General features: G+C 45.7%; 21 protein-coding genes, 3 pseudogenes and 1 other annotated feature. Of the genes and pseudogenes, 9 read left to right on the top strand and 15 right to left on the bottom strand.

Going from position 1 to position 23,250, the window contains the following annotated elements; translation table 11 throughout:
• Positions 1–22 precede the first annotated feature (22 nt).
• A pseudogene (locus tag ABNN70_RS09370) lies at positions 23–840 on the bottom strand (LysR family transcriptional regulator).
• A gap of 191 nt (positions 841–1,031) precedes the next feature.
• On the opposite strand from ABNN70_RS09370, the gene ABNN70_RS09365 reads away from it, so the two are divergent.
• A complete protein-coding gene (locus tag ABNN70_RS09365) occupies positions 1,032–1,226 on the top strand; it encodes an aspartyl-phosphate phosphatase Spo0E family protein (protein WP_129929108.1) in 195 nt (64 codons plus the stop codon).
• Between the two features lie 101 nt (positions 1,227–1,327).
• Here the strand turns inward: ABNN70_RS09365 and ABNN70_RS09360 are convergent, their stop codons facing one another.
• Positions 1,328–2,335 (bottom strand): inorganic phosphate transporter, encoded by a 1,008-nt coding sequence (locus ABNN70_RS09360; protein WP_353947647.1) that lies wholly within the window; start codon positions 2,333–2,335, stop codon positions 1,328–1,330.
• Between the two features lie 40 nt (positions 2,336–2,375).
• On the bottom strand, positions 2,376–2,996 hold the full coding sequence (locus ABNN70_RS09355) for a DUF47 family protein (protein WP_353947646.1): 621 nt from the start codon (positions 2,994–2,996) through the stop codon (positions 2,376–2,378).
• Between the two features lie 225 nt (positions 2,997–3,221).
• On the opposite strand from ABNN70_RS09355, the gene ABNN70_RS09350 reads away from it, so the two are divergent.
• The 4 genes from ABNN70_RS09350 to ABNN70_RS09335 all read left to right on the top strand — a co-directional run bounded on the left by ABNN70_RS09350 (position 3,222) and on the right by ABNN70_RS09335 (position 6,829).
• Positions 3,222–4,160: an MFS transporter gene (locus tag ABNN70_RS09350; RefSeq protein ID WP_353947645.1), complete on the top strand. Its 939-nt coding sequence runs from the start codon at positions 3,222–3,224 to the stop codon at positions 4,158–4,160.
• A 138-nt stretch (positions 4,161–4,298) separates the two neighbouring features.
• The gene (locus ABNN70_RS09345) at positions 4,299–5,627 is read left to right on the top strand and encodes an IS1380 family transposase (protein ID WP_129930918.1); all 1,329 of its coding nucleotides are present in this window, start codon (positions 4,299–4,301) and stop codon (positions 5,625–5,627) included.
• Positions 5,628–5,828: 201 nt separating this feature from the next.
• Positions 5,829–6,185 (top strand): hypothetical protein, encoded by a 357-nt coding sequence (locus ABNN70_RS09340; RefSeq protein WP_353947644.1) that lies wholly within the window; start codon positions 5,829–5,831, stop codon positions 6,183–6,185.
• A gap of 41 nt (positions 6,186–6,226) precedes the next feature.
• Positions 6,227–6,829, top strand: a complete 603-nt coding sequence (locus tag ABNN70_RS09335; protein WP_353947643.1) for a TetR family transcriptional regulator — start codon at positions 6,227–6,229, stop codon at positions 6,827–6,829.
• A 214-nt stretch (positions 6,830–7,043) separates the two neighbouring features.
• Here the strand turns inward: ABNN70_RS09335 and ABNN70_RS09330 are convergent.
• The 8 genes and pseudogenes from ABNN70_RS09330 to ABNN70_RS09295 all read right to left on the bottom strand — a co-directional run.
• A pseudogene (locus ABNN70_RS09330) lies at positions 7,044–7,258 on the bottom strand (radical SAM/CxCxxxxC motif protein YfkAB); the annotation flags it as partial.
• A gap of 87 nt (positions 7,259–7,345) precedes the next feature.
• Positions 7,346–7,603, bottom strand: coding sequence for a hypothetical protein (locus tag ABNN70_RS09325; protein ID WP_240697283.1), 258 nt, complete (start codon positions 7,601–7,603; stop codon positions 7,346–7,348).
• Positions 7,604–7,762: 159 nt separating this feature from the next.
• A pseudogene (locus ABNN70_RS09320) lies at positions 7,763–8,334 on the bottom strand (response regulator transcription factor).
• Positions 8,335–8,360: 26 nt separating this feature from the next.
• Positions 8,361–9,476: a sensor histidine kinase gene (locus ABNN70_RS09315; RefSeq protein ID WP_353947642.1), complete on the bottom strand. Its 1,116-nt coding sequence runs from the start codon at positions 9,474–9,476 to the stop codon at positions 8,361–8,363.
• 125 nt (positions 9,477–9,601) lie between these two features.
• A complete protein-coding gene (locus ABNN70_RS09310) occupies positions 9,602–10,018 on the bottom strand; it encodes an AAA family ATPase (protein ID WP_353947641.1) in 417 nt (138 codons plus the stop codon).
• A gap of 62 nt (positions 10,019–10,080) precedes the next feature.
• Positions 10,081–10,344, bottom strand: coding sequence for an ATP-binding cassette domain-containing protein (locus ABNN70_RS09305; protein WP_353947640.1), 264 nt, complete (start codon positions 10,342–10,344; stop codon positions 10,081–10,083).
• 10 nt (positions 10,345–10,354) lie between these two features.
• On the bottom strand, positions 10,355–11,101 hold the full coding sequence (locus tag ABNN70_RS09300) for a hypothetical protein (protein WP_353947639.1): 747 nt from the start codon (positions 11,099–11,101) through the stop codon (positions 10,355–10,357).
• 375 nt (positions 11,102–11,476) lie between these two features.
• A complete protein-coding gene (locus ABNN70_RS09295; RefSeq protein ID WP_353947638.1) occupies positions 11,477–12,700 on the bottom strand; it encodes an NlpC/P60 family protein in 1,224 nt (407 codons plus the stop codon).
• Positions 12,701–13,026: 326 nt separating this feature from the next.
• Here ABNN70_RS09295 and ABNN70_RS09290 point away from each other — a divergent pair, with 326 nt between their 5' ends.
• Both ABNN70_RS09290 and ABNN70_RS09285 read left to right on the top strand, forming a co-directional pair.
• A complete protein-coding gene (locus tag ABNN70_RS09290; protein WP_353947637.1) occupies positions 13,027–13,530 on the top strand; it encodes a hypothetical protein in 504 nt (167 codons plus the stop codon).
• A gap of 276 nt (positions 13,531–13,806) precedes the next feature.
• Positions 13,807–15,792: an LTA synthase family protein gene (locus ABNN70_RS09285; protein ID WP_326407526.1), complete on the top strand. Its 1,986-nt coding sequence runs from the start codon at positions 13,807–13,809 to the stop codon at positions 15,790–15,792.
• Between the two features lie 82 nt (positions 15,793–15,874).
• Here ABNN70_RS09285 and fumC read toward each other — a convergent pair whose 3' ends face one another.
• Positions 15,875–17,263, bottom strand: a complete 1,389-nt coding sequence (gene fumC / locus ABNN70_RS09280) for a class II fumarate hydratase (protein WP_353947636.1) — start codon at positions 17,261–17,263, stop codon at positions 15,875–15,877.
• A gap of 172 nt (positions 17,264–17,435) precedes the next feature.
• On the opposite strand from fumC, the gene ABNN70_RS09275 reads away from it, so the two are divergent.
• Positions 17,436–18,128 (top strand): metallophosphoesterase family protein, encoded by a 693-nt coding sequence (locus tag ABNN70_RS09275; RefSeq protein WP_353949417.1) that lies wholly within the window; start codon positions 17,436–17,438, stop codon positions 18,126–18,128.
• Positions 18,129–18,191: 63 nt separating this feature from the next.
• Here ABNN70_RS09275 and ABNN70_RS09270 read toward each other — a convergent pair whose 3' ends face one another.
• Positions 18,192–18,422 carry a YtxH domain-containing protein gene (locus tag ABNN70_RS09270; protein WP_129929094.1) on the bottom strand — a complete coding sequence of 77 codons (231 nt, stop codon included), beginning with the start codon at positions 18,420–18,422 and terminating at the stop codon, positions 18,192–18,194.
• A 157-nt stretch (positions 18,423–18,579) separates the two neighbouring features.
• Positions 18,580–19,830, bottom strand: a complete 1,251-nt coding sequence (gene tyrS, locus ABNN70_RS09265) for a tyrosine--tRNA ligase (RefSeq protein WP_129929093.1) — start codon at positions 19,828–19,830, stop codon at positions 18,580–18,582.
• Between the two features lie 66 nt (positions 19,831–19,896).
• Positions 19,897–20,114 (bottom strand) — a binding site (T-box leader).
• Between the two features lie 154 nt (positions 20,115–20,268).
• Here tyrS and def point away from each other — a divergent pair.
• The gene (def, locus tag ABNN70_RS09260; RefSeq protein ID WP_129929929.1) at positions 20,269–20,826 is read left to right on the top strand and encodes a peptide deformylase; all 558 of its coding nucleotides are present in this window, start codon (positions 20,269–20,271) and stop codon (positions 20,824–20,826) included.
• Positions 20,827–20,887: 61 nt separating this feature from the next.
• Here the strand turns inward: def and ABNN70_RS09255 are convergent, their stop codons facing one another.
• Positions 20,888–23,080: an AAA family ATPase gene (locus tag ABNN70_RS09255; protein WP_353947635.1), complete on the bottom strand. Its 2,193-nt coding sequence runs from the start codon at positions 23,078–23,080 to the stop codon at positions 20,888–20,890.
• Between the last annotated feature and the right edge of the window lie 170 nt (positions 23,081–23,250).

Raw genomic sequence — 23,250 nt, 5'->3', positions numbered from 1 at the left:
ATCAAGGCTATCTTATCGAACTTTATCGAAAAAGTCTATGCCGGACCAGTTCAACAAACGCCCGGACCTGCCTGAGCTGCAGGGCTTCCTCGTCATACAGCAGCCAGTTGTCACGTCTGAGGGGCTCGCCCTGTCTGTCTATCAGCGGAATGCGGTGAACCGGGTCGTTTTCTGTCAGACTGATCGAGGGTAATACAGCATAACCAATCCCGTGTGTCGCCATTTGTTTACAGGTTTCTATCTGATCAACCAAAATAGTTCTTGCCGGATTTTTCATATTTCTGCTGTGCCACCACTCTGTGATCACCCGGGCATAAGACGAATCACTCTTGAATTGAATATAAGGCCGGTCATCGTCCTGCAATTGGCTCAGCGTCCGGATTCTGGTATCTACAAGATTCAGCGGATCAGAAAAAAGATGCAGCTTCTCGCCTCTCCAGACGGGATTGCCTCTGACAATTGCCGCATGACATGAACGCTGGTATATTCGTTCAAGAATCTCACTGGACCATCCGGTAACGAGCGATATTTTCACGCGGGGATAATGTTCCACAAAATCTTTCAGAATGTCGGGGAGCCAGTACTGTCCGTTCACCGATGACACAGCGAGTTTCAGTGTCCCATAGACTTCGGATCCCCGGCCTGGATGCGCGCCTTAATCTCATTCTTCTTCTCCAGCATATGACGGGCAAAAGCGACAATGAGTTCTCCTTCTGCCGTCAGACTGACACCGCGTTTTGAACGAATAAAAATCGGCGTTCCCCAGTCCTGCTCAATATGTTGCAGTCTCTGACTGAGCGCAGGCTGTGAAACAAACAATTTCTCTGCTGCCTTCCTCATATTTCCTTCGGTCGAAAGTACGACAATGAGTTCAAAATCTGTCAGAGCCAATGCGTCCCCCTCCAGCTTTTCTTACCATTGCACTCTATTATGAGACATATCAGAGATTTTTTATAGTAGTAACGGGTACACCATGCTATAATGTAATCAAGTTATTGATATTTTATTCACATGAGGAGGACCTGAGACGCATGTCTGACTTCCCGGCAGCAAACAAATCTCTGACACAGAGACAAGTCTACCCGGAAAATATAGAGAACAAACGAAATCAACTCTTTCATATTGCAAAAATTTATGGTATTTACGCTTCTGAAACCATACGGTGCAGCCAGGAACTTGACTTACTGATCATTAAAGCACAGAAAGAATTACTCCAGGCAAATTGACAAACCGGGGATGGTGTCACGTCAATCCTCTTTCTTTTTCATTTTGTGAAAACGTTGTCAATGTTACCTGCCCCCAAGTGGAAGCCCCCCAGTATCTTACTTCACAAAATCCAGATTAAGAACCGGAAAATCAGGAAAGAAAGAAGTGCCGTCATAGGCAAGGTAATCACCCATGTGATAATGATATTGATCGCAACACCCCAGTTCACTCCCCGAACCCGTTCAGCTGCCCCGACACCGAGGATGGATGAGGTGATGACATGTGTCGTACTGACCGGAAAATGAATGGAGGTAAAGCCAAAAATGATAGCGGCGGAGGACAGATCTGCAGCCGCACCATTAATCGGTTCAATTTTCATTATTTTAGTACCAACGGTTTTGATAATACGCCACCCGCCAACAGACCTCCCCATTGCCATCGCAACGCCTGAGGTCACTCTCACCCACAGCGGGATTTCCACTTTATCAAGATAATGTGAAGAAACAAGCGCCATGGTGATAATTCCCATCGTCTTCTGCGCATCGTTTGTACCATGAGCAAAAGACTGAAGTGCCGCAGTAAATACCTGGAAGAGGCGAAAACGACGATTGGTTTTTACAAGTGAAAAATTGCGGAAGACAAAGGTGAAGACTTTCATAATGATAAAGCCCAGCGTAATCGCTGCAATAGGTGAAAAAATCAGGGCCTCAAAGATATCAATAAATCCTGTATAATTTAATGCACCAAAACCCATCGCAGACACCCCGGCCCCGGCGAGCGATCCAATGATCGCATGTGAAGAGCTGCTCGGTATACCAAGGATCCATGTTGCAAGATTCCAGATAACCGCTGAAATAAGCGCGGCCATTACGACGATGAGTCCAATCGTTTCATCCTGAATCGTAAATGGATCAATAATTCCCTTGCTGATCGTCTGAGCCACCCCGGTGAATGTGAGCGCCCCGGTAAAATTCATCGTCCCCGCAAGAATAATTGCTGCCCGGGGTCTGAGCGCACGTGTTGATACAGAGGTTGCAATCGTATTAGCTGTATCATGAAAGCCATTAATAAAGTCGAACACGAACGCCAGAAAAACAATCATCAGGATTAACGCGAACAGGCTTTCCATTTCAAAAAATCCTTTCCGAATCAGAGCTGTTGTCCATTACTCAGGCATTTCTCATGAGAATGGACTCAAGTGTATCAGCCACATCCTCACAGCTGTCCGCTACACTCTCCAGCATCTCATACAGTTCTTTATATTTAATAATTTTGATTGCGTCTTTCTCGATCTTAAATAAATTGGTGATGCATTTGGCAAGCAGATCATCACATTCAGTCTCGTATTCATTAATTTTGATCACGTTTTCCCGGATATTGGCAATCTTCTTATTGCTCAGCATCGTAATGGCCTGGGCAATTTCCTTAGATGATTCATATAAATAATTGACGAAAGTCACCATAAATTCGTCGGCATGCGTCAGTCCATAAATCTCAACCCGCAGGGACCACTCTTCAAAGCCATCGAGAACATCATCCATCTTCATCGCAAGTTCGAGAATATCTTCGCGTGCAAGCGGAGTCACAAAGGTTTTATTCAGAGAAATGATCAGTTCATGAACATATGAATCCCCTTTCCGTTCGAAACTCTTCATTTTCTTTGAAAAGACATGCAGATCCTCTTTATTCGTGATTTTCGATTCCGAAAAAAAACGCCCGGCTTCTTCAAGATTGAGCGAAATCAACGACAACATATTCAAAAACTTATCATTTTTCGACAAAAAATGCATTAAATCCACCTCCGATCATAAAACACTCAGGCTTCTATCCGGCCCTTCCAAAAAAGCGCCCAAATTTCATTTTAGCAGAACACTGAGGATTTACAATATTTTTTGTTATTCTTTATCTTTCGTATACATGTATCTTCCATTTTCAAGAAAAAGGTTGAAAGAGACGTGAGTGTCGCTTATAATAACGACATGGTTGTCATTTTAATATTCCGGGGATGATGGCGTATGACCTTGAATTTTTGGAAACTCCTGAGCGGTCGGATTTTCAGTAATGTCGGAGACTGCTTTTACAATGTCTCACTGATCTGGTTGATTTATCATATAACCGGAAACACGCTCTATACCGGAATCACCGGTTTTCTGGTTCTGACGCCGATGATGCTTCAGTTTCTGGCTGGCCCACTGATTGAAAAATTTGATAAGAAAAAACTGCTGATCGCAACCGAAGCCGGTCAGATAATGACCGTCATCGCTGCTTTTTCGCTATATATGACCGTCTGGCATCATGTCCTGGCTTTCATTGTCTTCACGCCGGTCGTCGCGATTCTGTCCCTGTTCAGCAATCCTGCAGAGATGACGCTCATTCCCCGGTTTGTTGCATCTCAAAAACTTTCATCCGCAAACGCTCTGATGAATATCACCTATCAGACACTGCAGATCGTTTTTACCGCACTTGTGGGAGCTATGCTGGTCTACTTTAACCCGCTGCATCTGTATCTGTTTTCGGTTCTGTTCAATGTGTGCAGCGCGGCATGCTTTTTTCTGATCCGCATCGACCCTCGAGTGATCCGTCATGAAGATTCGGATAAAAAGACGCTGAAAGATATGCTAAGTGATTATACCCGCTCTCTTGTCAGCGGACTGACAAGTGTCCGGCAATCTTTTATTTCCAGGTTTATTCCTGCAACAATAATCGCCAACATGCTGTTCGGGATGCTGAACGCTGTCCTTCCGGCCTATGCAGAAGGACGCGGAGGTGCTCAGTGGTTTGGCTTTTATCAGTCGGCTGAAACACTGGGTATGCTTGCAGGTGCCGCACTGGCACCAGTATTGAAAAATATACCGCTGGGGAAACTGACTGCCGGCAGTTTTTTCATCAGCGGCATCGTTTGGCTTTTTTCCTATTTTACAGGTAACCTAGAATATTCATGGCCCGCGGTATGAACTTTACTTGTCGTTGAGCCACCAAGGTTTACAGCGATTTTCACTTTTCACCTGAAAAGTGAAAAAAGGAAATGAAAAAGGAGCTCATTCCTTGTATGATTAAGTTAAGCGAAACCAAACATACAGGGGGCTCCTCATATGTCCAGTGTAAAGGAATCAACGTTCCACTTCAATAAAAAGATTAAGGCCAGTTTCTCAGGCGGCGCGCTTTCTTCTGATTCCGGCTTATTACTTTATCGAGAATTCGATGAAAAGACTGGCCTCAGTGAGTTGATCCAGGAAAAACTGTACGTGAACGATCCGGTCACTCATGCCAGGCACACCAACCCAAAGGTGGTGATTCAGAAAATCTATCAGCACCTGGCTGGCTATCACACCGACGACCAGGCCGATGAGTTGGGAACAGATCCCATATTCACGACCCTGCTTGAGAAGAAGCACCTGGCTTCCCAACCGCGGCTGTCCCGCTTTAATCAACGCGTGGATGCCGACACCGTTCAATCGCTGGAAGCCGTCAATCAAGCTTACCTGGATCGACTCTATGCCCTCAGGCCCAGTCAGCAGGTAGTGCTTGACGTGGATTCAGCCAATTTTGAGACCGCCGGGCATCAGGAAGGGACGGCCTACAATGCCCATTACCAGGACACCGGCTACCATCCGCTTCTCCTGTTTGACTCGCTGACCGGCTACTGCCTGAAAGCCGAACTACGTTCCGGCAATGTCTACACCTCCCGTGGTGTCGTCGATTTTATCCGTCCGGTGCTGGCACACTATCGCTCGCTCAATCCCGGACAGGATCTGGCCGTCCGGGGAGACAGTGGCTTCGCCGTTCCCGGGCTGTACAGCTTGTGTGAGGAAAAAGAGGTTTTTTACGCCATCCGTTTGAAGGCCAACCCCCGGTTGGCTGAAAAAGCACAGCGGCTTGTGGAAGCCCGTCAGAAAAAGCACGCCATGCCAGTCGGTTCTTCAGTCGTGTTTTATCGTGAATTTCAGTACCAGGCGGCTTCCTGGGATCAGGCCCGGCGAGTTGTTGTGAAACTGGAGCGCCCGGAAGGTGAGCTCTTTTTCCAGCCGACCTTTATTGTCACGAATATGAGCCTTCCCGCTAAACGCGTCATTAAATTCTATCAAAACCGGGGCACGATGGAAAACCTGATCAAGGAAGGCAAGAACGGTTTTGCCTTTGATCAGCTGAGCAGCACCCGTTTTGAAGCCAACGCGGTGAAACTGCAGATTCGTATGCTGGCAAGCAATATTGAAGCCGGGTTTCGCCTGCTCTGTCTGCCGAAATCCGCTAAAAAGAAGCGGCTTTGTATGGATACTGTGCGCCTTCGCCTGATCAAGATTGCCGGCAGGCTCGTTCATTCCGGCCGTTCGCTCATTTTCCGACTCTGCAGTCACTGTCTTTACCAAAAGGTCTTCCGGCAGACGCTGGATCAAATCCATCGGTTGCCGGCATTGGCATAGTGTCCAGACCATCAATCTTAAAAAATTCAGAATTTCTGTTGGAAACGACGGGATTCGTCTGCCCTGAAAACGAGAAAATGGCTGTCCGCATGTTCCATGCGGGCCAACAGGCATTCAAAATCATCGTTAAGTTGTTCGCTTAGTAAAAATCTGTAAAATCCTTTGCGAAATTACCACCTAAACCATAGAAAATAAGCTGCTATGAATAATTCAGGAGGTAATACGATCATTTCTCTGGCGCTGTACGCAGCGAGCTTCCCCGCAATCGGTGTGACCAACATTCTCTTTGTCACAGCCATGCAAAAAGCCGTACCCGGGGACCAGCTCGCACAGGTTTATACGATCATCATCAGTGCCGGTTCCTGCGCGATGCCGCTGGGGTCGCTTGCAGGAGGACAGAGTGCGTATCTTTGGGGCGTGACTCCCGTGTTTACCGGTCTGGGTCTGTCTTTCCTGTTTCTGTCCATCTACTGGTTTTCCCAGAAAATACTTCGCCACATGCCGCCTGCTGATCAGCTGGGAACCGGAGCATACACCATTTCTGCAAAAGCGGAATGAAACATGCTATACTTTGACTAGCTGTTAACGAGGTGAGCAGATTGCCTAAAGTATCCGAAGAACATGTTGCCCGGAGAAAGGCGCAGATTCTCCAGGCTGCAAAAACTGTATTTTGCCGTAAGGGCTTTGAGCCGACTACGATGCAGGATGTCGTTGAAGAATCCGGGATGAGCCGCGGCGGCGTCTATCAGTATTTTCCCAGCACAGAAGCGATGATGCAGGCTTTGCTGGATCAAAACTCCGTTGAATTCAAAGAATATATTGACTCCCTGATCAGACGTCATGAGAAAATGTGGGATATTCTCCAGATATATTTTAAAAATCTTGAGGAAGAGAACACGCAACCCTTTTCGATTGTCATTTATGAATATTTTGTCACCGGATGGAGAAACAGGCAAAGAAAAGAATATCTGAGGCGACGTTACCTGACCGGGAAGAAGATCTTCCGCCGTATCTTTGAAGAAGGAGTCAAGCGGGGTGAATTCAAACCGGTACAGCCAATTGACGCGATTAACCGGTTTGTGATGAATGTCAACGATGGGATTGTGCTTGAAGCGACGCTGCTCAATAAGCATACCGTGGGTGTCAGCGAACAGATCAGAAGTCTGAAAATGTATCTGGAGAAAGCTCTCGGTCTGGATTAGAAAACCAAACCTCCGGCACCGGCCAGAGCCTGAGTTGCCCTGACAACAGTGACGGAGTCATGATTCCCATGACTCCGTCACTGTTCATGATGATCAGGAAGTTAAGCGATCTTTGATTTTCTTTTTCCAAAACCAGTATAGTGATCATACGTGTTTTTCACCAGAACATCAGGACCAAGACACCTGACAGCAGAATCGAGAGAACGGACAGGCGGGGTTTCTTCTCCATAACGACAAATCCGATGTCTGGGGAATCCTCAAAACTCCCATAATAAAATGAAATGTAAAGGACCTCCAGGCAGGGAAGAATCCGTGCATAACGCTTAGATTTGAATGAATCCGGGTTCTCAGCCCCCGCCCATATGCATACTTTAAGAAAGGCACAACGTAATCGTTCACCCATTTAATAAGCGACAGCATCGGTTCGCCGCTGTCATCTTTACTCCTGCCCTTTCAAAGGGAAAGGATACTATAACTTTACGACATGTTATAAGCCATTTCCCGGTAAAAAGTCTTTTATGCTGACTGGATGCCTTCCATGTGTTTTGAGATGTAATCCTTCGTTTCACTGATCCCGCTGCCCTCAATAACAATCAGACACTCATCATCATGATGAAACAGAATAAACGATAAAAGTTCCGACAGTCGATGGATCTTGTGAGCTTCTGATTTTCCATAAATATAGATATTCTGATTCCACTGGGTACAATAGCCGTAAAAATCAATAAACTTGTTCAATTTGAGTTTCGATGGATTGAATTTAAATGAGATCATGTTCCGCACAGCTGCCGCACTTCCCTTCGCATGATTGATGTACCTCTATTTTCACACATTTTCGGAAAATGCTGAACGGGTCTTTTTTGTCGAGGCGGCACTAGTTTGGCAGAAGATTCTTTGTTTCATTCGACAGAATAAATAGCCCTCCTGATCGGATCAGATCCAGCCTTTATTGGTAGCTTTCTGCACAGCTTCCTGACGGGTGCGGACATCCAATTTCTGAATGGCTGTTGACAGATAGTTTCGCACCGTACCCCGGACAGATGCAGCCTTTCAGAAATCTGACGGGTATCCCGGCCCGCTTTTGCTTCCCGGAGCACACCCACTTCCCGCCCCGATAATGGATTCTCACTGGAGAAAAACAGTGTTTTCGCCAGTTCAGGACTGATATAGCTGCTGCCCTCCATAATCCGGCGCAGATGGGCAATCAACTGATCAATGGGCTCATCTTTTAATATATATCCTGATACACCGGCCTTCATAGCCCGCTCGAGGTAACCCGGCCGGGCAAAGGTCGTCACAATAACGACTTTACATGACTCCTGTTGCTTTTTCAGCTGTTCAGCCACGTCAAGACCCGACATGCCAGGCATCTCTATGTCTGCAATCAGAAGATCCGGCTTCTGGCGGATCACAAGGTCCAGTGCTTCGTGTCCATCCAGCGCTTCACCTGTCACCTCAATATCCGCTTCCATTTCAAGTAATTGTGCCAGTGCACCACGCAGCATGCCCTGGTCTTCGGCGATCACCACTCTCAAGCGCCTTCACTCTCCCTTTTAGGCGGCAGGGGTAACGACAGTCGAACGGTCGTCCCCTTTGACTTCGGTATAAAAACGACCGTCCCGCCGGCCAGCTTCATCCTTTCCTGCATGGTCTGCAGCCCGCTTCCTGCCGCAGCACTGTCTTTTATCCCCTTCCCGTCGTCCGTAATATCAATGATCAGGTTTTGTTGACTCAGGTGACTGTTAAGCTCACAATGAGCGGCCGCACTGTGCCGGACAATATTGGTCACCGCTTCACGAAGGACAAGAGCGATCATCGTTTCATCCTGATGGGGCAGGAGCGGCCAATGATCAGGAAACTTCATGAGCACATCAATTCCCTTTTCAATTAAAATCCGCTTTGCCTCATTTAATTCTTCGGTCAGTGACCGATTTCTGGTACCGGAGACCAGGTCACGGGTCTGACGCAGGGCTTCCCGCGCAATGTGCTCCATTTCCTCTATTTCTTTTTTTGCCTTTTGTCCATCTTTTTCAATAAATCGAAACGCCAGCTCGCTTTTCATAATAATCATTGTCAACGTATGACCCAGTGTATCATGCAGATCCCGGGCGAAGCGGCTGCGTTCCTGTTCACGGGTCAGGGCAATAATCTGTTCATTCGCATCATTGAGCTGATGATGCAGCTTCTTCGTTCGTTCATATAGAAAAACCGCTACAGCCACTGTTAACTCAATGATTAACAGGAAAAAAATATAAGAAGGGAAGAAAAACGAAAGACTGCCTGAATGGAGCCATGAAACAGCGATAAAAGCCAGAACAAGCCCGGAAAGTCCGGCTGCAAGTTGATTGCTCTTATCCGCATAAGCCAGCAGCAGAACCGGCAGAATGCTGTAAAATAACATGACCGGGTCGATAATCATGGCAACGAGACTCACCGCAATGATGCCCATGTAAAAATAAAGCACCAGATTCCAGTTTGCCGCCCAATACATCTGTCTGAATACAAACATCAGAATTAATCCGCAGACCACACCTGTTATCTTTACTGCATATCCGTCTGCCTGCAGAACATTGAAAAAGAACTGTGGGAACCACAGGAGCAGCCAGACATAAGGATATGGGCCGGTTGATTTTGGGAACAGGTTCATTAAAAACCTCCTTTCTTCTTACATTCTTTTCCTCATCATACCGGGATAGATGACGCTGTAAATAAGTCGTCAGACCTCAGATGATGAACTGATCTCATTTCATTTTGTACGCCAGCAAAAAAACGTCAATCACCATACTTTTCTTCAGCATGTGGTAATGAATCTACAAGGTTATTTAGAAAGGGCATGTGTTTCCCCCTGGATTCCGATACCCAGTCCTGTTCCCCGGCACTCAGCACAATTTTTCCATGATGCAGGACATGGATCTGATAACAGGGAAAGTATCTGAGATCCTCAATTCGGTGGGTGGTATAAAGAACGGTCTTCCCTTTACGTTCCTGAAGATGTCTGATGCCTGCAATAATCTGCTGAGCTGAATACGGGTCCACTCCGGCTGTCGGTTCATCAAAAAGGTAAAGCTGCTTATCCAGCAGACAATAAAGCAGGATCGTAAACCAGCGTCTCTCGCCCGGCGACATTTTTCCATACTGCGTGTTCCATATATAAGTTATCTTCCCTAATGCGTCTTCGTCATGGCCCAATTCTCCGGAAAACAGGCACGGAGACAGGTCTTTGTGACCATACTGACCGCTGGAGCAAAGAATCAGTTCAGCCAGATCTTTCCCCGGATGGTGCTTAAAACAGGAACACCCTGAATCTGATAAAGGACTTCATGAGCCGGAACCGGATGTTCGATCTGTGCATCCGTGTCAATCAGACCGGCCAGGATGTCAAAAAGTGTCGTTTTCCCCTCTCCGTTCATCCCAATCAGGATGTTCATCCGGCCCGGTAAAATTTCCATTGACAGATCATGAAACAGATTTTTTTTACTCTTTGGGTAATGGTAAGACAGATGTGTAATTTTCAATGCGGACACCTCAGTTTCGAAAAATTGGCAGAATCCTGATTCGTTTTAAAGCAAAATATCCGGTTAAAAGATAGAGAAACGTCGCTGCAGCAATTAAGAAAATCCTTGTCAGCGGAAGCACGCCATTCAGAAGGTCAAGCAGTGCCCATCCTGTCTGCGAGGCGTATTCAATTGGGTTCAGGATGACCAGCAGCCCTTCAGCCACCGGGACAGTTGTAAAAGAATTCAGGGAAATAAAGATGAAAATAAAAATCAGCACATTGATAATGGGAGTGATCGTTTCCTGACGCAATGGCAGCACGGCGAAAATAAGGAAAAGAAAATAGACCGGAAGTTCGCAAATCATGATCACGAGGAGCGAAAGGCCAATGAACTTTAAAACAGGTAATGAAAAGAGGATGGCGCAGATCAGATCCAGTATGATGACAGAAAGGCAAAGAATCAGCAGTTGAGAAAGAAACCTGGCTGCAATGATCTTCCATCTGGTTCCTGTGATAAAGAGAAACATTTTCAGGAACTGTTCCTCACGCAAAACAACCAAGGCCGGACCACTGTTCAATAAAGCATAGAGCACAACCATGTAGCCGGCCCAATATAAGATCAGGCCCATTGTATCCCTCTCATCAGGCCGCTGCAGCAATTGTTCACGTAGCGAATAAATAATCGAAGCGACAGGGACACCAAAAGTAAAAATGAAGTTAACCTTGTAATAAAATGTGACGCGTAAAAAGTGTTTCACTAGTGGCAAAACGGCCATAGCAGACTTCCTCTTCTCATCGAATGTTCTTTCCTGGTATTTTCTCAATGATATCGTGAATCTGCATCCGGAAACAGTCATGCCTGTCATCAAATCATGATGACACCTGTCATATAAATAAAGTGAAACGTCAAACAGTAGGGTTCGACGCACAGGATGTGCTCGTGCAGGCGTTGCGACAGGGCGCCCACGTTTTCAGCCTGCGCGCATCCCCTGCTGATTGTTCGTTTGAACCCATCCTGCGGGCCGTTATTCCTCACCCGGGCCTGTTTGTTTACCCTCATGGTCCTGAGGATCAGGACTAAAATGCAAAAAAAACGCGGGATATACAATCCACGCGTTCTTAGTCTTGAAACTAGTTAAAATGCCGTACGATCAGTTCAGTACGCGGCGAACGACGCCACTGAAACGCTCTTTCCAGTAGACATTATTCACACTTGCGACGGCGACACCGGTGCTGCTCTGTGAACCAATAAACCGGCCTCCGCCGAGATAAATACCGACATGTCCGTTTGTCTTGTATGTATCAAAGAAAATTAGATCGCCGGGTTTTGCCTGACTGTAACTGACTGGCCGGCCGGTATTAACGAGTGCACTGGTGCTTCGGCCAACCCCGATGCCGTTTGCAGCAAAGGCTGCATGAACGAATCCGGAGCAGTCAAACTGACCCGTGGATGGACTGGACGCGCCAAATGCATAAGTGGATCTACCGATGAATTGATTTCCGTAATTCAGAATGCCTGAAATACCGCCGGTTGCAACCGAAGCAGATAACGTAAGGGGAGTCGACTGATTGCTCTTGCCGGAGGAGCCTGAAGCAGATCTCTCTGACTTGTTTTTCTCTGCCGTATTCGCATGCGAGGATGAATGATTGGCAGGAGAATAAGATAATTCGCTGATATGTCGCACATCTGAGGCAGCACCGGACAGCTGCGCCAGTTTCTTTGAAACATCTGACTGCTTATTCGAGAGTGCAGCAACAGCAAGTTTTCGCTGATCCTGAAGTTTTTCCACCTCAGCAAGATCACTTTTCAGTTTCTCAAGTTTTGCAACATTTGAAGTCTGTTTCTTTTCAACCGTCTTCTTCTTCACACTGACAGCTTTCTGATCATTCTTCTGATCGTTTATAATCTTCTGATCCTGCTGGGTGATCGTATAAAGTGCCTTTGTCCGATCAATAAAATCGCCAAAGTTTTTCGAGCCGAACAGGACGTCCAGATAATTGATTGAACCGCCATTCTTATAAATGGAGACAAGTCTGTCATTCAGAAGCCCCTGACGTTCTTTAATTCTTTTATTAATGATCTTTATTTCATCTTTCAGAGCAGCAATTTTATCATTGGCTTTATTGATTTCCGCCTGTGCATCGCTGATGTTTGTTGTCAGTTTCAGCTGTTTTTTATTTATCTTATCCAGTTCTGACTGAAGCTCCTGCTGCCGGTCACTCAATTGTGCTTTCAGCGCCTGCTGCTGCTGTGTTTCTTTGTTAATCTGGCTTAAAGAAGGATTTGCGTATGTAATGGATGGTGCTACGGTAGTGTATGTCAGGCCGGCGGTAAGTACGAGTGAGACAGTCATTCTCTTCTTATTTACTTTCATGATCGGCGTTGCCCTCCCCAAGACATCTGATCTCTTTTTTTCTATTTTTTTCTACATAATTTTTAATATGGTGTCCTTTTTTATTGTTCTATCGACTTTTTTATTATAACATCCCCCTGTTTTACAGATATTAAGCTTATGTTTCCTGTTGAAACATAACTGTAACATAGGAGGGACGATGTATGTCCTACACTGTTTTTCTTTTGTCATCTAATTGTAATTTAAAGAATTTTTTTAGAAAATGAACAGATTACCCCATCCATGGTATAGGACAAAATGATAATGAAATACGATAATGACAGGGACATTCATCCGGAGGTGGCCACATGTTTCTTGTCACAGCTGTCATTCTGCTTATTATTTTTTCAATCAGCCAGCTCAGGGAAAAACCGTTAACAGGAAAACTTTACAGGCTGCCGCTGACGCTGCTGCTTTTTTCTTCCTGCGCTTTGTCCTTTATGCCATCGATCACGCCGGCTGACTGGGTGATGATGACTTCTGCATTTATTGCGTCGTTGATTCTCGGAATGGTGCAGGGACGTTATACACCCCTGATCAATCATGGAGGTGCCTGGTATCTGTCCGGGTCCATTATGGCTGTCATTGTCTGGTTTCTCTCTATTCCCGTCCGTCAATTCTTAAAACTTATGACCGTTCACCTTCTGTCTGTCACACCAGCATTGAACGGATCTGCAGTTTTTATCTTTTACTTCATATATATTTCAGGATTTCTGCTTGGACGCTATACCATGCTTTTGCTCCGTTATCCATCTCTGGTCACAAGGACCGGGAAAAACGAGCAGAAGCTGAGGCGGATGCAGGCAGGATAATTTTTTTTCCTTTTAATAGACAAGCTTTTCACAGGCATCAGAATCCGAAAAAAGCTGTATGACACAATCTGACAGGATCTGTCATTTTTTCATTCTTGACTTTCAGGGGATAAGATATAAAATGGTTTAAGATTCGCAGATTATCTTATTTTTTACAAAATCTTAATTTATATCATAAGAAAAGTTATGATAACATACAGAGAATTGTTCCCTTATTCATTATCGAACGCCCTGGAGCCGCTGGTTTCAGGACTTATTTCAGGAGGTCGAACAGACTTGAAACGTATTTTAAGCACAGGACACAGTTTGCTTAACAAAAAATATACACTTTTTTTACTTGCAGTCATTCTATTCTGGGCTAAAACCTATATCGTGTACCGGACACAGTTCAGCCTGGGCGTCAATAATGCCATGCAACAGTTTCTTTTATTCTTCAATCCGTTGAGCTCTGCTCTGCTCTTTCTGGGTATTGCGATCATCTTCCGCGGAAGACTGCAGCAGATCATGATGGTCATTATCGACTTTTTGCTGTCCCTCTGGTTATACGCCAACATTGTGTATTATCGCTTTTTTAATGACTTTATTACGGTCTCAACCATCACCCAGTCGGGCAATAATGCAGGTGAACTGGGTGGAAGTATAGCCGCTCTGATGCATGTATGGGATGTACTGTTTTTTGCGGATACGCTGATCTTAATTTTGCTGATCGCTTTCCACATTGTTAAACCACAGCCTGAACGCTGGCCGGTTCGTTCCATATTTGCCGTATTTATTTCAGCTGTCATGATTTTCATTGTAAACCTGAGTCTGGCGGAAACCGATCGTCCGGAACTGCTCACCCGAACATTTGACCGGAATTACATTGTCAAATATCTTGGTGCCTATAATTTTGCTATCTATGACACCATTCAAAATGCACAGTCCAATGCGCAGAGAGCAATGGCTGACAGCAGTGACATTAATAAAATTGTCAATTATACCCGGTCAAACTATGCCGCACCGAATCCACAGTACGCAGGCAAGGGCAAGGGCATGAACGTGATGTACGTTTCTCTTGAATCCCTGCAGAGCTTTGCCATAAATTACAAGATGCCTGACGGCAGAGAAGTGACACCGTTTCTCAATTCCCTGGCGCGGGGAAACGATCATACAATTTACTTTAAGAACTTTTTCCATCAGACCGGATCGGGAAAAACATCAGATGCTGAATTCATGATGGAAAACTCAATGTTTCCCCTGTCTCAGGGACCGGTTTTTCAGCTGAAGGCTCAGAACACGTACCAGGCTTTACCGGCTATTCTTGATCAACGCAATTATGAAACAGCCGTTTTCCATGGGAATGGTAAAACATTCTGGAACCGGGATCAGATGTATAAATCCCTGGGTTACGAGCGCTTCTTTGATTCCAAGTATTACAATATGACTCTGGAAAACACGAAAAATTACGGGCTGAAAGATAAACCGTTTATCAAAGAAACCATCCCTTATCTGCAGAACCTGAAACAGCCGTTTTACAGTAAATTGATTCTCCTGTCCAATCATTTTCCGTTTGGCATGGATGATGAAGACACAGATTTTCCGGAGGGTGATTACGGAGACGGTGTTGTAAATAAGTATTTCCAGTCCGCAAATTATATGGATCAGGCTATCGAACAGCTGTTTACGGGTCTGAAACAGGCCGGATTGTTTGATCACACGATTATTATTATGTACGGGGATCATTACGGTATTTCCGAAAATCATAACGATGCGATGGCAAAGGTCATCGGAAAAGACATTACCCCATTCGAGAATGCTCAGCTTCAGCGTGTACCGCTGTTCATTCACATTCCTCATGTAGACGGAGGAACCAACCCGACGTATGGCGGCGATGTTGATGTGCGTCCAACTCTGACGAATCTGCTTGGAATTAATACGAGTGACTATGTACAATTTGGATCAGATTTACTCTCAAAGGATCACAAACAGATTGTACCTTTCCGTAACGGGGATCTTGTGACAGACAAGTATACGATTGTCGGCGGCGAGACGTACGATAACAAAACAGGAGAAAAAGTAGATCAGTCACTTGGTAAACCTTATGAACAGAAAGCGAAACAGGCCCTTGAATATTCGGATAAAGTCATTTTCGGTGATCTCCTCAGATTTTACAAACCGGAAGACTTTGAAGCACCGGATAAGAGTAAAATAAACTATAATACAGATCAGACCATTCCTCCGAATGAAGCAGATCGTGAATCATCAGACAGCACGCAAAAATAAAGTGAAACTTCAATGATCCCTTCTTAAAGTAGAAGCAAAAAAGGAGCCTCTTGAGTGGAGGCTCCTTTTGCTATCTATTCAGTCAGACATGAGCATGCGTCATCTCTTCCGGTTTGACATATTGATCAAATTGTTCTGCAGTCAGAATACCCAGCTTTATTGCCGCCTCTTTCAGACTTAGTCCCTGCTGATAAGCGGTCTTCGAGATTTTTGCCGCCTTCTCATAACCGATATAAGGATTCAGTGCTGTGACCAGCATGAGTGAACGATGCAAGTTTTCCTTTATTTTTTCCTTATTCGGTTCAATACCTGTGGCGCAGTGTTTGTTAAAGGAGACCATCACATCTGATAATAATTTAGTGGATTGCAGGAAATTATAACCAATGACCGGTTTAAACACATTTAATTCAAAATTACCCTGGCTTGATGCGAATCCTATAGTGGCATCATTTCCCATAACCTGAACAGCAACCATGGTGACTGCCTCACATTGTGTCGGGTTCACTTTACCCGGCATAATCGAGCTGCCAGGTTCATTAGCGGGGATAGTAAGCTCCCCGATGCCGCACCGGGGACCGCTCGCCAGCCAGCGGACATCATTTGCGATCTTCATCAGATCAGCAGCCAGGGCTTTCAGTACCCCGTGAACCGTCACAATCTGATCGTGACTGGTCAGCGCCTGGAATTTGTTATCCGCTGTTCTAAAGGTTTTACCGGTCATCTCGCTGATTTTTTCAGCCGTCTTTCGCCCAAATTGCGGATGAGCATTCAGACCGGTACCCACTGCCGTTCCACCTATTGCCAGATCGCTGAGGCATGCACACACCGTCTGCAGCATCTCTTCCGAGTGGCCAAGCATAGAAGCCCAGCCACTGATCTCCTGCCCTAAAGTTAATGGCGTTGCGTCCTGTAAATGGGTCCTTCCTATTTTTACGATGTCCCTGAACGCTTCAGCTTTCGTCTCCAGTGTTTTTTTCAGGTCCTCCAGTGCAGGTAAGACATGATCTTCTACAGCCAATAGCGCGGCAATATGAAGCGCTGTGGGATAAGTATCGTTTGAACTCTGAGATTTATTCACATCATCATTCGGGTGTACGTGGAGGCCTGACCCTCTAGCAGCAAGCAGCTGGTTTGCCCGATTGGCGATCACTTCATTCACATTCATGTTCGACTGTGTCCCACTGCCCGTCTGCCAGACTTTCAAAGGAAACTCATCATCCCACTTACCAACAATGATTTCATCAGCAGCTTCAACAATAGCCGATGCCTTTTCCTGATCAAGCGTTCCGAGATCCCGATTAACCAGGGCAGCCGCCTTTTTTAATATTGCAAATGCGGTGATGATCTCCTGAGGCATCCTCTCCCATCCAATATGAAAGTTATTACGGCTGCGTTCTGTCTGAGCCGCCCACAACCGGTCAGCGGGTACTTTAACTTCACCCATCGTATCATGTTCCACCCGGTATTCCATGTCTCTCATCCTTTCCTTATTGATGATTTTGTCAATTTGTATTCGCTTACACTACTATTATAGCGATTCTGCTGAATAAACAGGTATTCTTTTTCCCATAACTCTATAGTTGCATAACCGCGCCTCATTTGTCTATTATAGAAAAAGAAAGCGGGGAATAAGTGTGTACCCAATAAAACGTCTGCTTGTCATCAGTGATGTACATGGTCAGATTGACTCATTTAATCAACTGCTTGAAAAGGTGAAATATAATGAAGCGGAAGACCTGCTTTTTCTCCTCGGCGATTATGTTGACAGAGGAAAAGATCCAAAAGCCTGCGTGCAGAAAGCCAGAGTTCTGGAAAAGCTCGGAGCAATTGTCCTTAAAGGAAATCATGAAGATATGATGGAGAACGCACTGACCGGCAGCGGATCTCCTGAATATCTGACGCAATGGGCAGCTAACGGAGGCGCGCGGACATTAAAGAGTTACGGAGTCGATCCCGGAAATCTTTATCAGAACATCGTAAAAGGATCGCCGCAGCTTCCTGATGAACTGCTTGACGACCTGGAATGGATCAGTAAATTGAATGTATATGCGCAAACAGAACATTATATTTTTGTTCACGCAGGAGTAGATCCGGAGAAAAAGCTGGAAGAAACAGATGAAGAAACGTTTCTCTGGATACGGACTCCCTTCTTTAACGGGTATCATGGCAAAAAAACGGTTATTTTCGGTCATACGCCAACCATGTTCTTTCATAACTCGAATCATGTTTACTTCGGAAATAATAATATTATTGGAATTGATGGAGGATGCGTCTTCGGCGGCCAGTTAAACTGTCTGGAATTACCAACAAAATCAGTCTGTTATGTGTCAAACTAAAAGAACTCCTCCGGGGGACAACTCTCCCGAAAGAGTTCTTTTTATCTTGATGCTTTCTGAAGATCAGCTGTAGGGCTCTTCATCTTTTTTTACGAGTGTGGATGCCGCCTGTTTTACTTTATCGACACCGTTTGACACCAGGTCTTTCACATGAAGGTCTCTTCTTGTCTCTTCCCCGGATTTCGGTGCCAGAAGAAGTGCGGTCACACCGCCAACAATCCCACCGATAATACTTCCGATCATCAATTCTTTACCGCTTAAACCGCTGCAACATTTCTTTTCGCTCTGACTCATGCTTATAGCCTCCCTGAATACAGCTTTATAAACCCATGATTTAATCATGTCCGTCATGGCCATTATTTGTACATACCACTATAAGTATAACAATGTCGTCACCTGTCGTCTAATGAACGACATTTACGAAACGGTTTGTCTGTGATTCGCCATCGAGTCAGAATTTAACCAGTGTATACTTCTTCTTGCCCCTACGGATGATGGTATAGATGCCTTCAATCCGGTCCTTTTCATCAACAACATCATGAAGATCTGTTCTGCGCCGTCCATTGATATATATTGCCCCGTTACTTATATCCTCACGCGCCTGACGTTTTGATGTGGTGACCCCCGACTGAACGATCAGATCAATTAACCCCACCGGCTCTTTCGATGGCGCCTGATACGTTGGAAACGCCCGGAAGCCCTGCTGGATTTCATCAGCAGTCAGTTGGGAAACATCCCCGCTGAAAAGGGCCTGCGTAATATTCTCTGCTTCATGAAGTGCTTTATCGCCATGAACCAGTTTCGTCATTTCCCGGGCAAGGGTTTTCTGCGCCTGACGTTTTTCCGGATTTTCCTTCACTTCTTCTGCCAGTGCGTCAATTTCATCATGCGTCAGGAATGTAAAATATTTCAGGTAATTAATGACATCCTCATCTGAGGCATTGATCCAGAACTGATACCATTCATATGGGGTCGTCTTCTCCGGATCCAGCCATATGGCTCCGCCCATGGATTTCCCGAATTTCGTACCGTCGCTCTTTGTAATAAGCGGAAAGGTCAGGCCAAAAGCCGGTTCGTCATGGCCTTTTCTGCGAATAAGCTCCAGACCTGCAGTAATATTTCCCCACTGATCGCTTCCACCAATTTCCAGCCGACAGCCATAGTTTTCATAAAGGTTCAGATAATCAAATGACTGAAGAAGCATGTAAGAGAACTCAGTAAAAGAAATACCCGCCTCCATACGCGACTGGACTGAATCTTTGGACAGCATGTAGTTTAAGGGAAAATGTTTGCCTACATCACGGAGAAACTGGATGGTAGACAGCTTCTCCAGCCATTCAGCGTTATTCAGACAGATTGCTTTTCCACTCTTAAAATCCAGAAAGCGGGATAATTGTTGTCTCAGCTTTTCAGCATAGCCCTGGACAACCTCTTTTGAATTCAGCTGTCTTTCGGTTGACCGTCCGCTCGGATCGCCAATCATGCCGGTCCCTCCCCCGACAAGCGCGACAGGATGGTGTCCTGCCCGCTGCAGGCGCATCATAATCACGATCATCAGGAGATTTCCGGCGTGAAGGCTGTCTGCCGTCGGATCGAATCCACAATAAAAAGTCATCGGACTTTTAAGTGCCTCTCGCAGACCCTCTTCGTCTGTGACCTGGTTAATAAGCCCCCGATATTTTAAATCATCAAGAATATCCATTATTGATCTCACCTTTTTCCTTTTTTCTGCCGGAAAAAAACCGGCAATATAAAAAGCGCTCCTGTAATAAGGAGCGCTTCATGCACGGTACCATCCTTGTGACCGGATTCGTGACTCCGGCCGCTTCATTGAACTAACGGCGATCCGCCGTCTTCCGCTACTTCGGTGTTCACGGAAGAATACTCCGGGTAGTAATTCGTCAGCTGCCTGCTTCCGGCTTGCACCATCCGCCGGATCTCTGATAGTCGGCAGCAGCTGCTACTTTTTCCCTTCAACGTATACGATGATTTAGAAGTAATTTATATTTTGTCACGTTTTCATGATCATGTCAAATCATTTTCACCCCTTATGTGCGGAACAGTAAACACAGAAGAGATTTAATGTTACACTTATCTTATAGCATCAGCTGGAGTTTTTTATTGAAGGAGTGCGTCATTTATGATTACTATGGATGATATCATTCGGGAAGGAAACCCGATTCTCAGACAAGTTGCAAAAGAGGTCCCGCTTCCTGCAACAGACGAAGAAAAGCAGACATTAAGGGATATGCTGGAGTTCCTGAAAAACAGCCAGGACGAAAAAACAGCAAAAAAATATCATCTACGCGCGGGTATCGGAATTGCAGCACCGCAAATTGCGATCAGCAAACGTATGATTGCCCTGTTTCTGGATGATGAAAAGGGCAAACATTATGAATATACGCTGTTTAATCCCAAAATTATCAGCCATTCCGTCGAGAACACCTATCTTGAAGGCGGAGAGGGATGCCTGTCCGTCGACCGGGATGTGCCCGGCTTCGTGCCCCGTCATGCCCGTGTAAAAGTTAAGGCCTTCGATATCGACGGGAAACCGCTGAAACTGCGACTGAAGGGCTATCCCGCCATTGCCATCCAGCATGAAATTGATCACTTGAATGGCATTCTGTTCTTTGACCGGATAAATAAGGATAATCCCTTTAAGATTCCGGATCATGTCGTCCAGCATGAAGAATTCTGATTCTCTCAGTCAAAAAAAGACCGGCACCTCATGATTGAGGTGCCGGTCTTTTTACTGCCTGTCAGGCTGCTGTTACTTTGATTTCACCGTTCTCTTCATCGACCATGATCTTCTTTGCCTGATCATTATCGAGAAGCAGATCAGAAATCTTATCTTCAATCTTTTCTTCGAGAACACGACGGAGTGGACGTGCACCGAATTCAGGATTATATCCCAGTTCGGCCAGTTTTCTCTTCGCTGCGTCTGTGACGTGAAGCTCCAGACCCTGTTCGTCCGCTGCCTTATTAATGTCTTCAAGCATCAGACTAACAATACCGATCAGATCTTCCCGTTTCAGTGAATTAAATTTCACAATCGCATCAAAGCGGTTCAGGAATTCCGGCTGGAAGTAGTTTTCCAGCTGTTTGATCATATCATCATGGCTGTCCGTCGCACCGAATCCGACGGTGGCTCTCCGGTTCGAAATGCCGGCATTACTCGTCATGATAATGATGGTATCTTTAAAGCTTACTGTTCGACCCATGCTGTCGGTCAGACGGCCGTCGTCCAGAATCTGCAGGAACATATGCATGACATCCGGATGAGCTTTTTCAATTTCATCAACCAGAATAATACTGTATGGTTTACGACGTACCTTTTCTGTTAACTGGCCGGCTTCTTCATGTCCGACATAGCCCGGAGGTGCACCAATCAGTTTAGAGACTGAGTGTTTCTCCATGTATTCACTCATATCAAGACGAATCATCGCATCACGTTCACCGAACATTTCATAGGCGAGTGTTTTCGCAAGCTCCGTTTTCCCGACTCCGGTCGGTCCGACAAACAGGAATGATCCAATCGGGCGTTCCGATTTTCTGAATCCGGTTCTGTTGCGGCGAATGGCGCGGGAAACTCTTTGCACGGCTTCCTTCTGACCAATGACCTTCTGATTTAAACGATCTTCAAGATTGCGCATTTTATTCTGCTCGTCACTCTGAAGTTTACGAACCGGTATGCCCGTACGATCTTCAACAATCTGCTGAATCAGATCTGCTGTAACAACGGCTTCATGACCGGCAACAGGAGGTTCGGTTCCATTGGATTTAATCTTCTCCAGCTGTTCGAGCTGCTTCTGATAAGCATGTTCCTGATCACGAAGTCTTGCCGCAGCCTCGAACTGTTCGTTCTTTGTTGCTTCCGCCTTGGCCGCGGAAATTTCTGCAATCTTCTTCTTAACACTCTCCGTATCTACAGGAGTCAGATTCAGATTCATTTTCGATCCTGATTCATCCATCAGATCGATCGCTTTATCAGGAAGGAAACGATCCTGGATGTAGCGGGCAGACAAGTTTACACATGCCCTGATCGCGTCATCCGTATAATGTACGTGATGATACTTTTCGTACTTTGACTGGATACCCTTAAGAATGCGTACGGTCTGCTCTGCTGTCGGTTCATTGACGATGATCGGCTGGAAACGACGTTCAAGAGCCGCGTCCTTTTCAATTTTACGGTATTCTTTCAGCGTTGTCGCACCCATGATCTGGAGCTCACCGCGTGCGAGCGCCGGTTTCAGAATGTTCCCGGCATCCATGGATCCACCTTCTGCAGATCCTGCGCCGACAAGAAGATGGACTTCATCAATGAACAGGATCACATTCTTCCGTTTCTCCAGCTCATTCATTAATTGCTTCATTCGCTGCTCAAACTGACCGCGGATCCCTGTCCCGGCAACAAGTGAAGATACATCCAGCAGATATATCTCTTTATTGGCCAGTTTAGCCGGCACCTTGCCTTCAACAATTTTTAGTGCAAGTCCTTCGGCTATGGCCGTTTTACCTACACCTGCTTCACCGATCAGAACAGGGTTATTCTTATTTCTCCGGTTCAGCGTTTCAATAACGAGCTGAACTTCACGGTCACGTCCAATGATCGGATCTATTTTCCCTTTTCTTGCAGCGTCAGTCAGATTACGTCCGAGCGAATCGAGTAATCCGCCCCGGCGACCGCCGCCGCCACCCACAGGCTGTCCCTGACCATTAAATGCCATACCATTTTCCTGTGCTTTATTTTCTCCCGACGAGAAAGTCGGCTGCATGAAACTCCTGAACAAATCATCGAATGGTGATCCGCTCTGGAAGAAGGACGACCTATTTAAATTATTTCTCATCTTCGCATAACATTCCTCACATAAATGTAAATGCTTTTGCTGCCCGTTCACGATCACATTCATATCGATCGTTGCCGGGTTCACTTTACATTCGTCACAAAGCATAAGACCCTGCCTCCTTATGGCTGTTATCCGATGGTCATTTGACCATCTTTGACCTTATGGCTCTATTATAGTCTGACCTTTTTTGACTTTCAAGGGTTTGAATCCAAAAAATAAAATTTTTTTTAGTCAGACACGCCGATGAATACAGATGAACCTTTGGCATCTGAAAA

This window comes from Sporolactobacillus sp. Y61 (assembly GCF_040529185.1).
Lineage (GTDB): Bacteria > Bacillota > Bacilli > Bacillales > Sporolactobacillaceae > Sporolactobacillus.
Note: the sequence above shows the minus strand (reverse complement) of the source record. Positions and strands in the feature narration are given on the sequence as shown.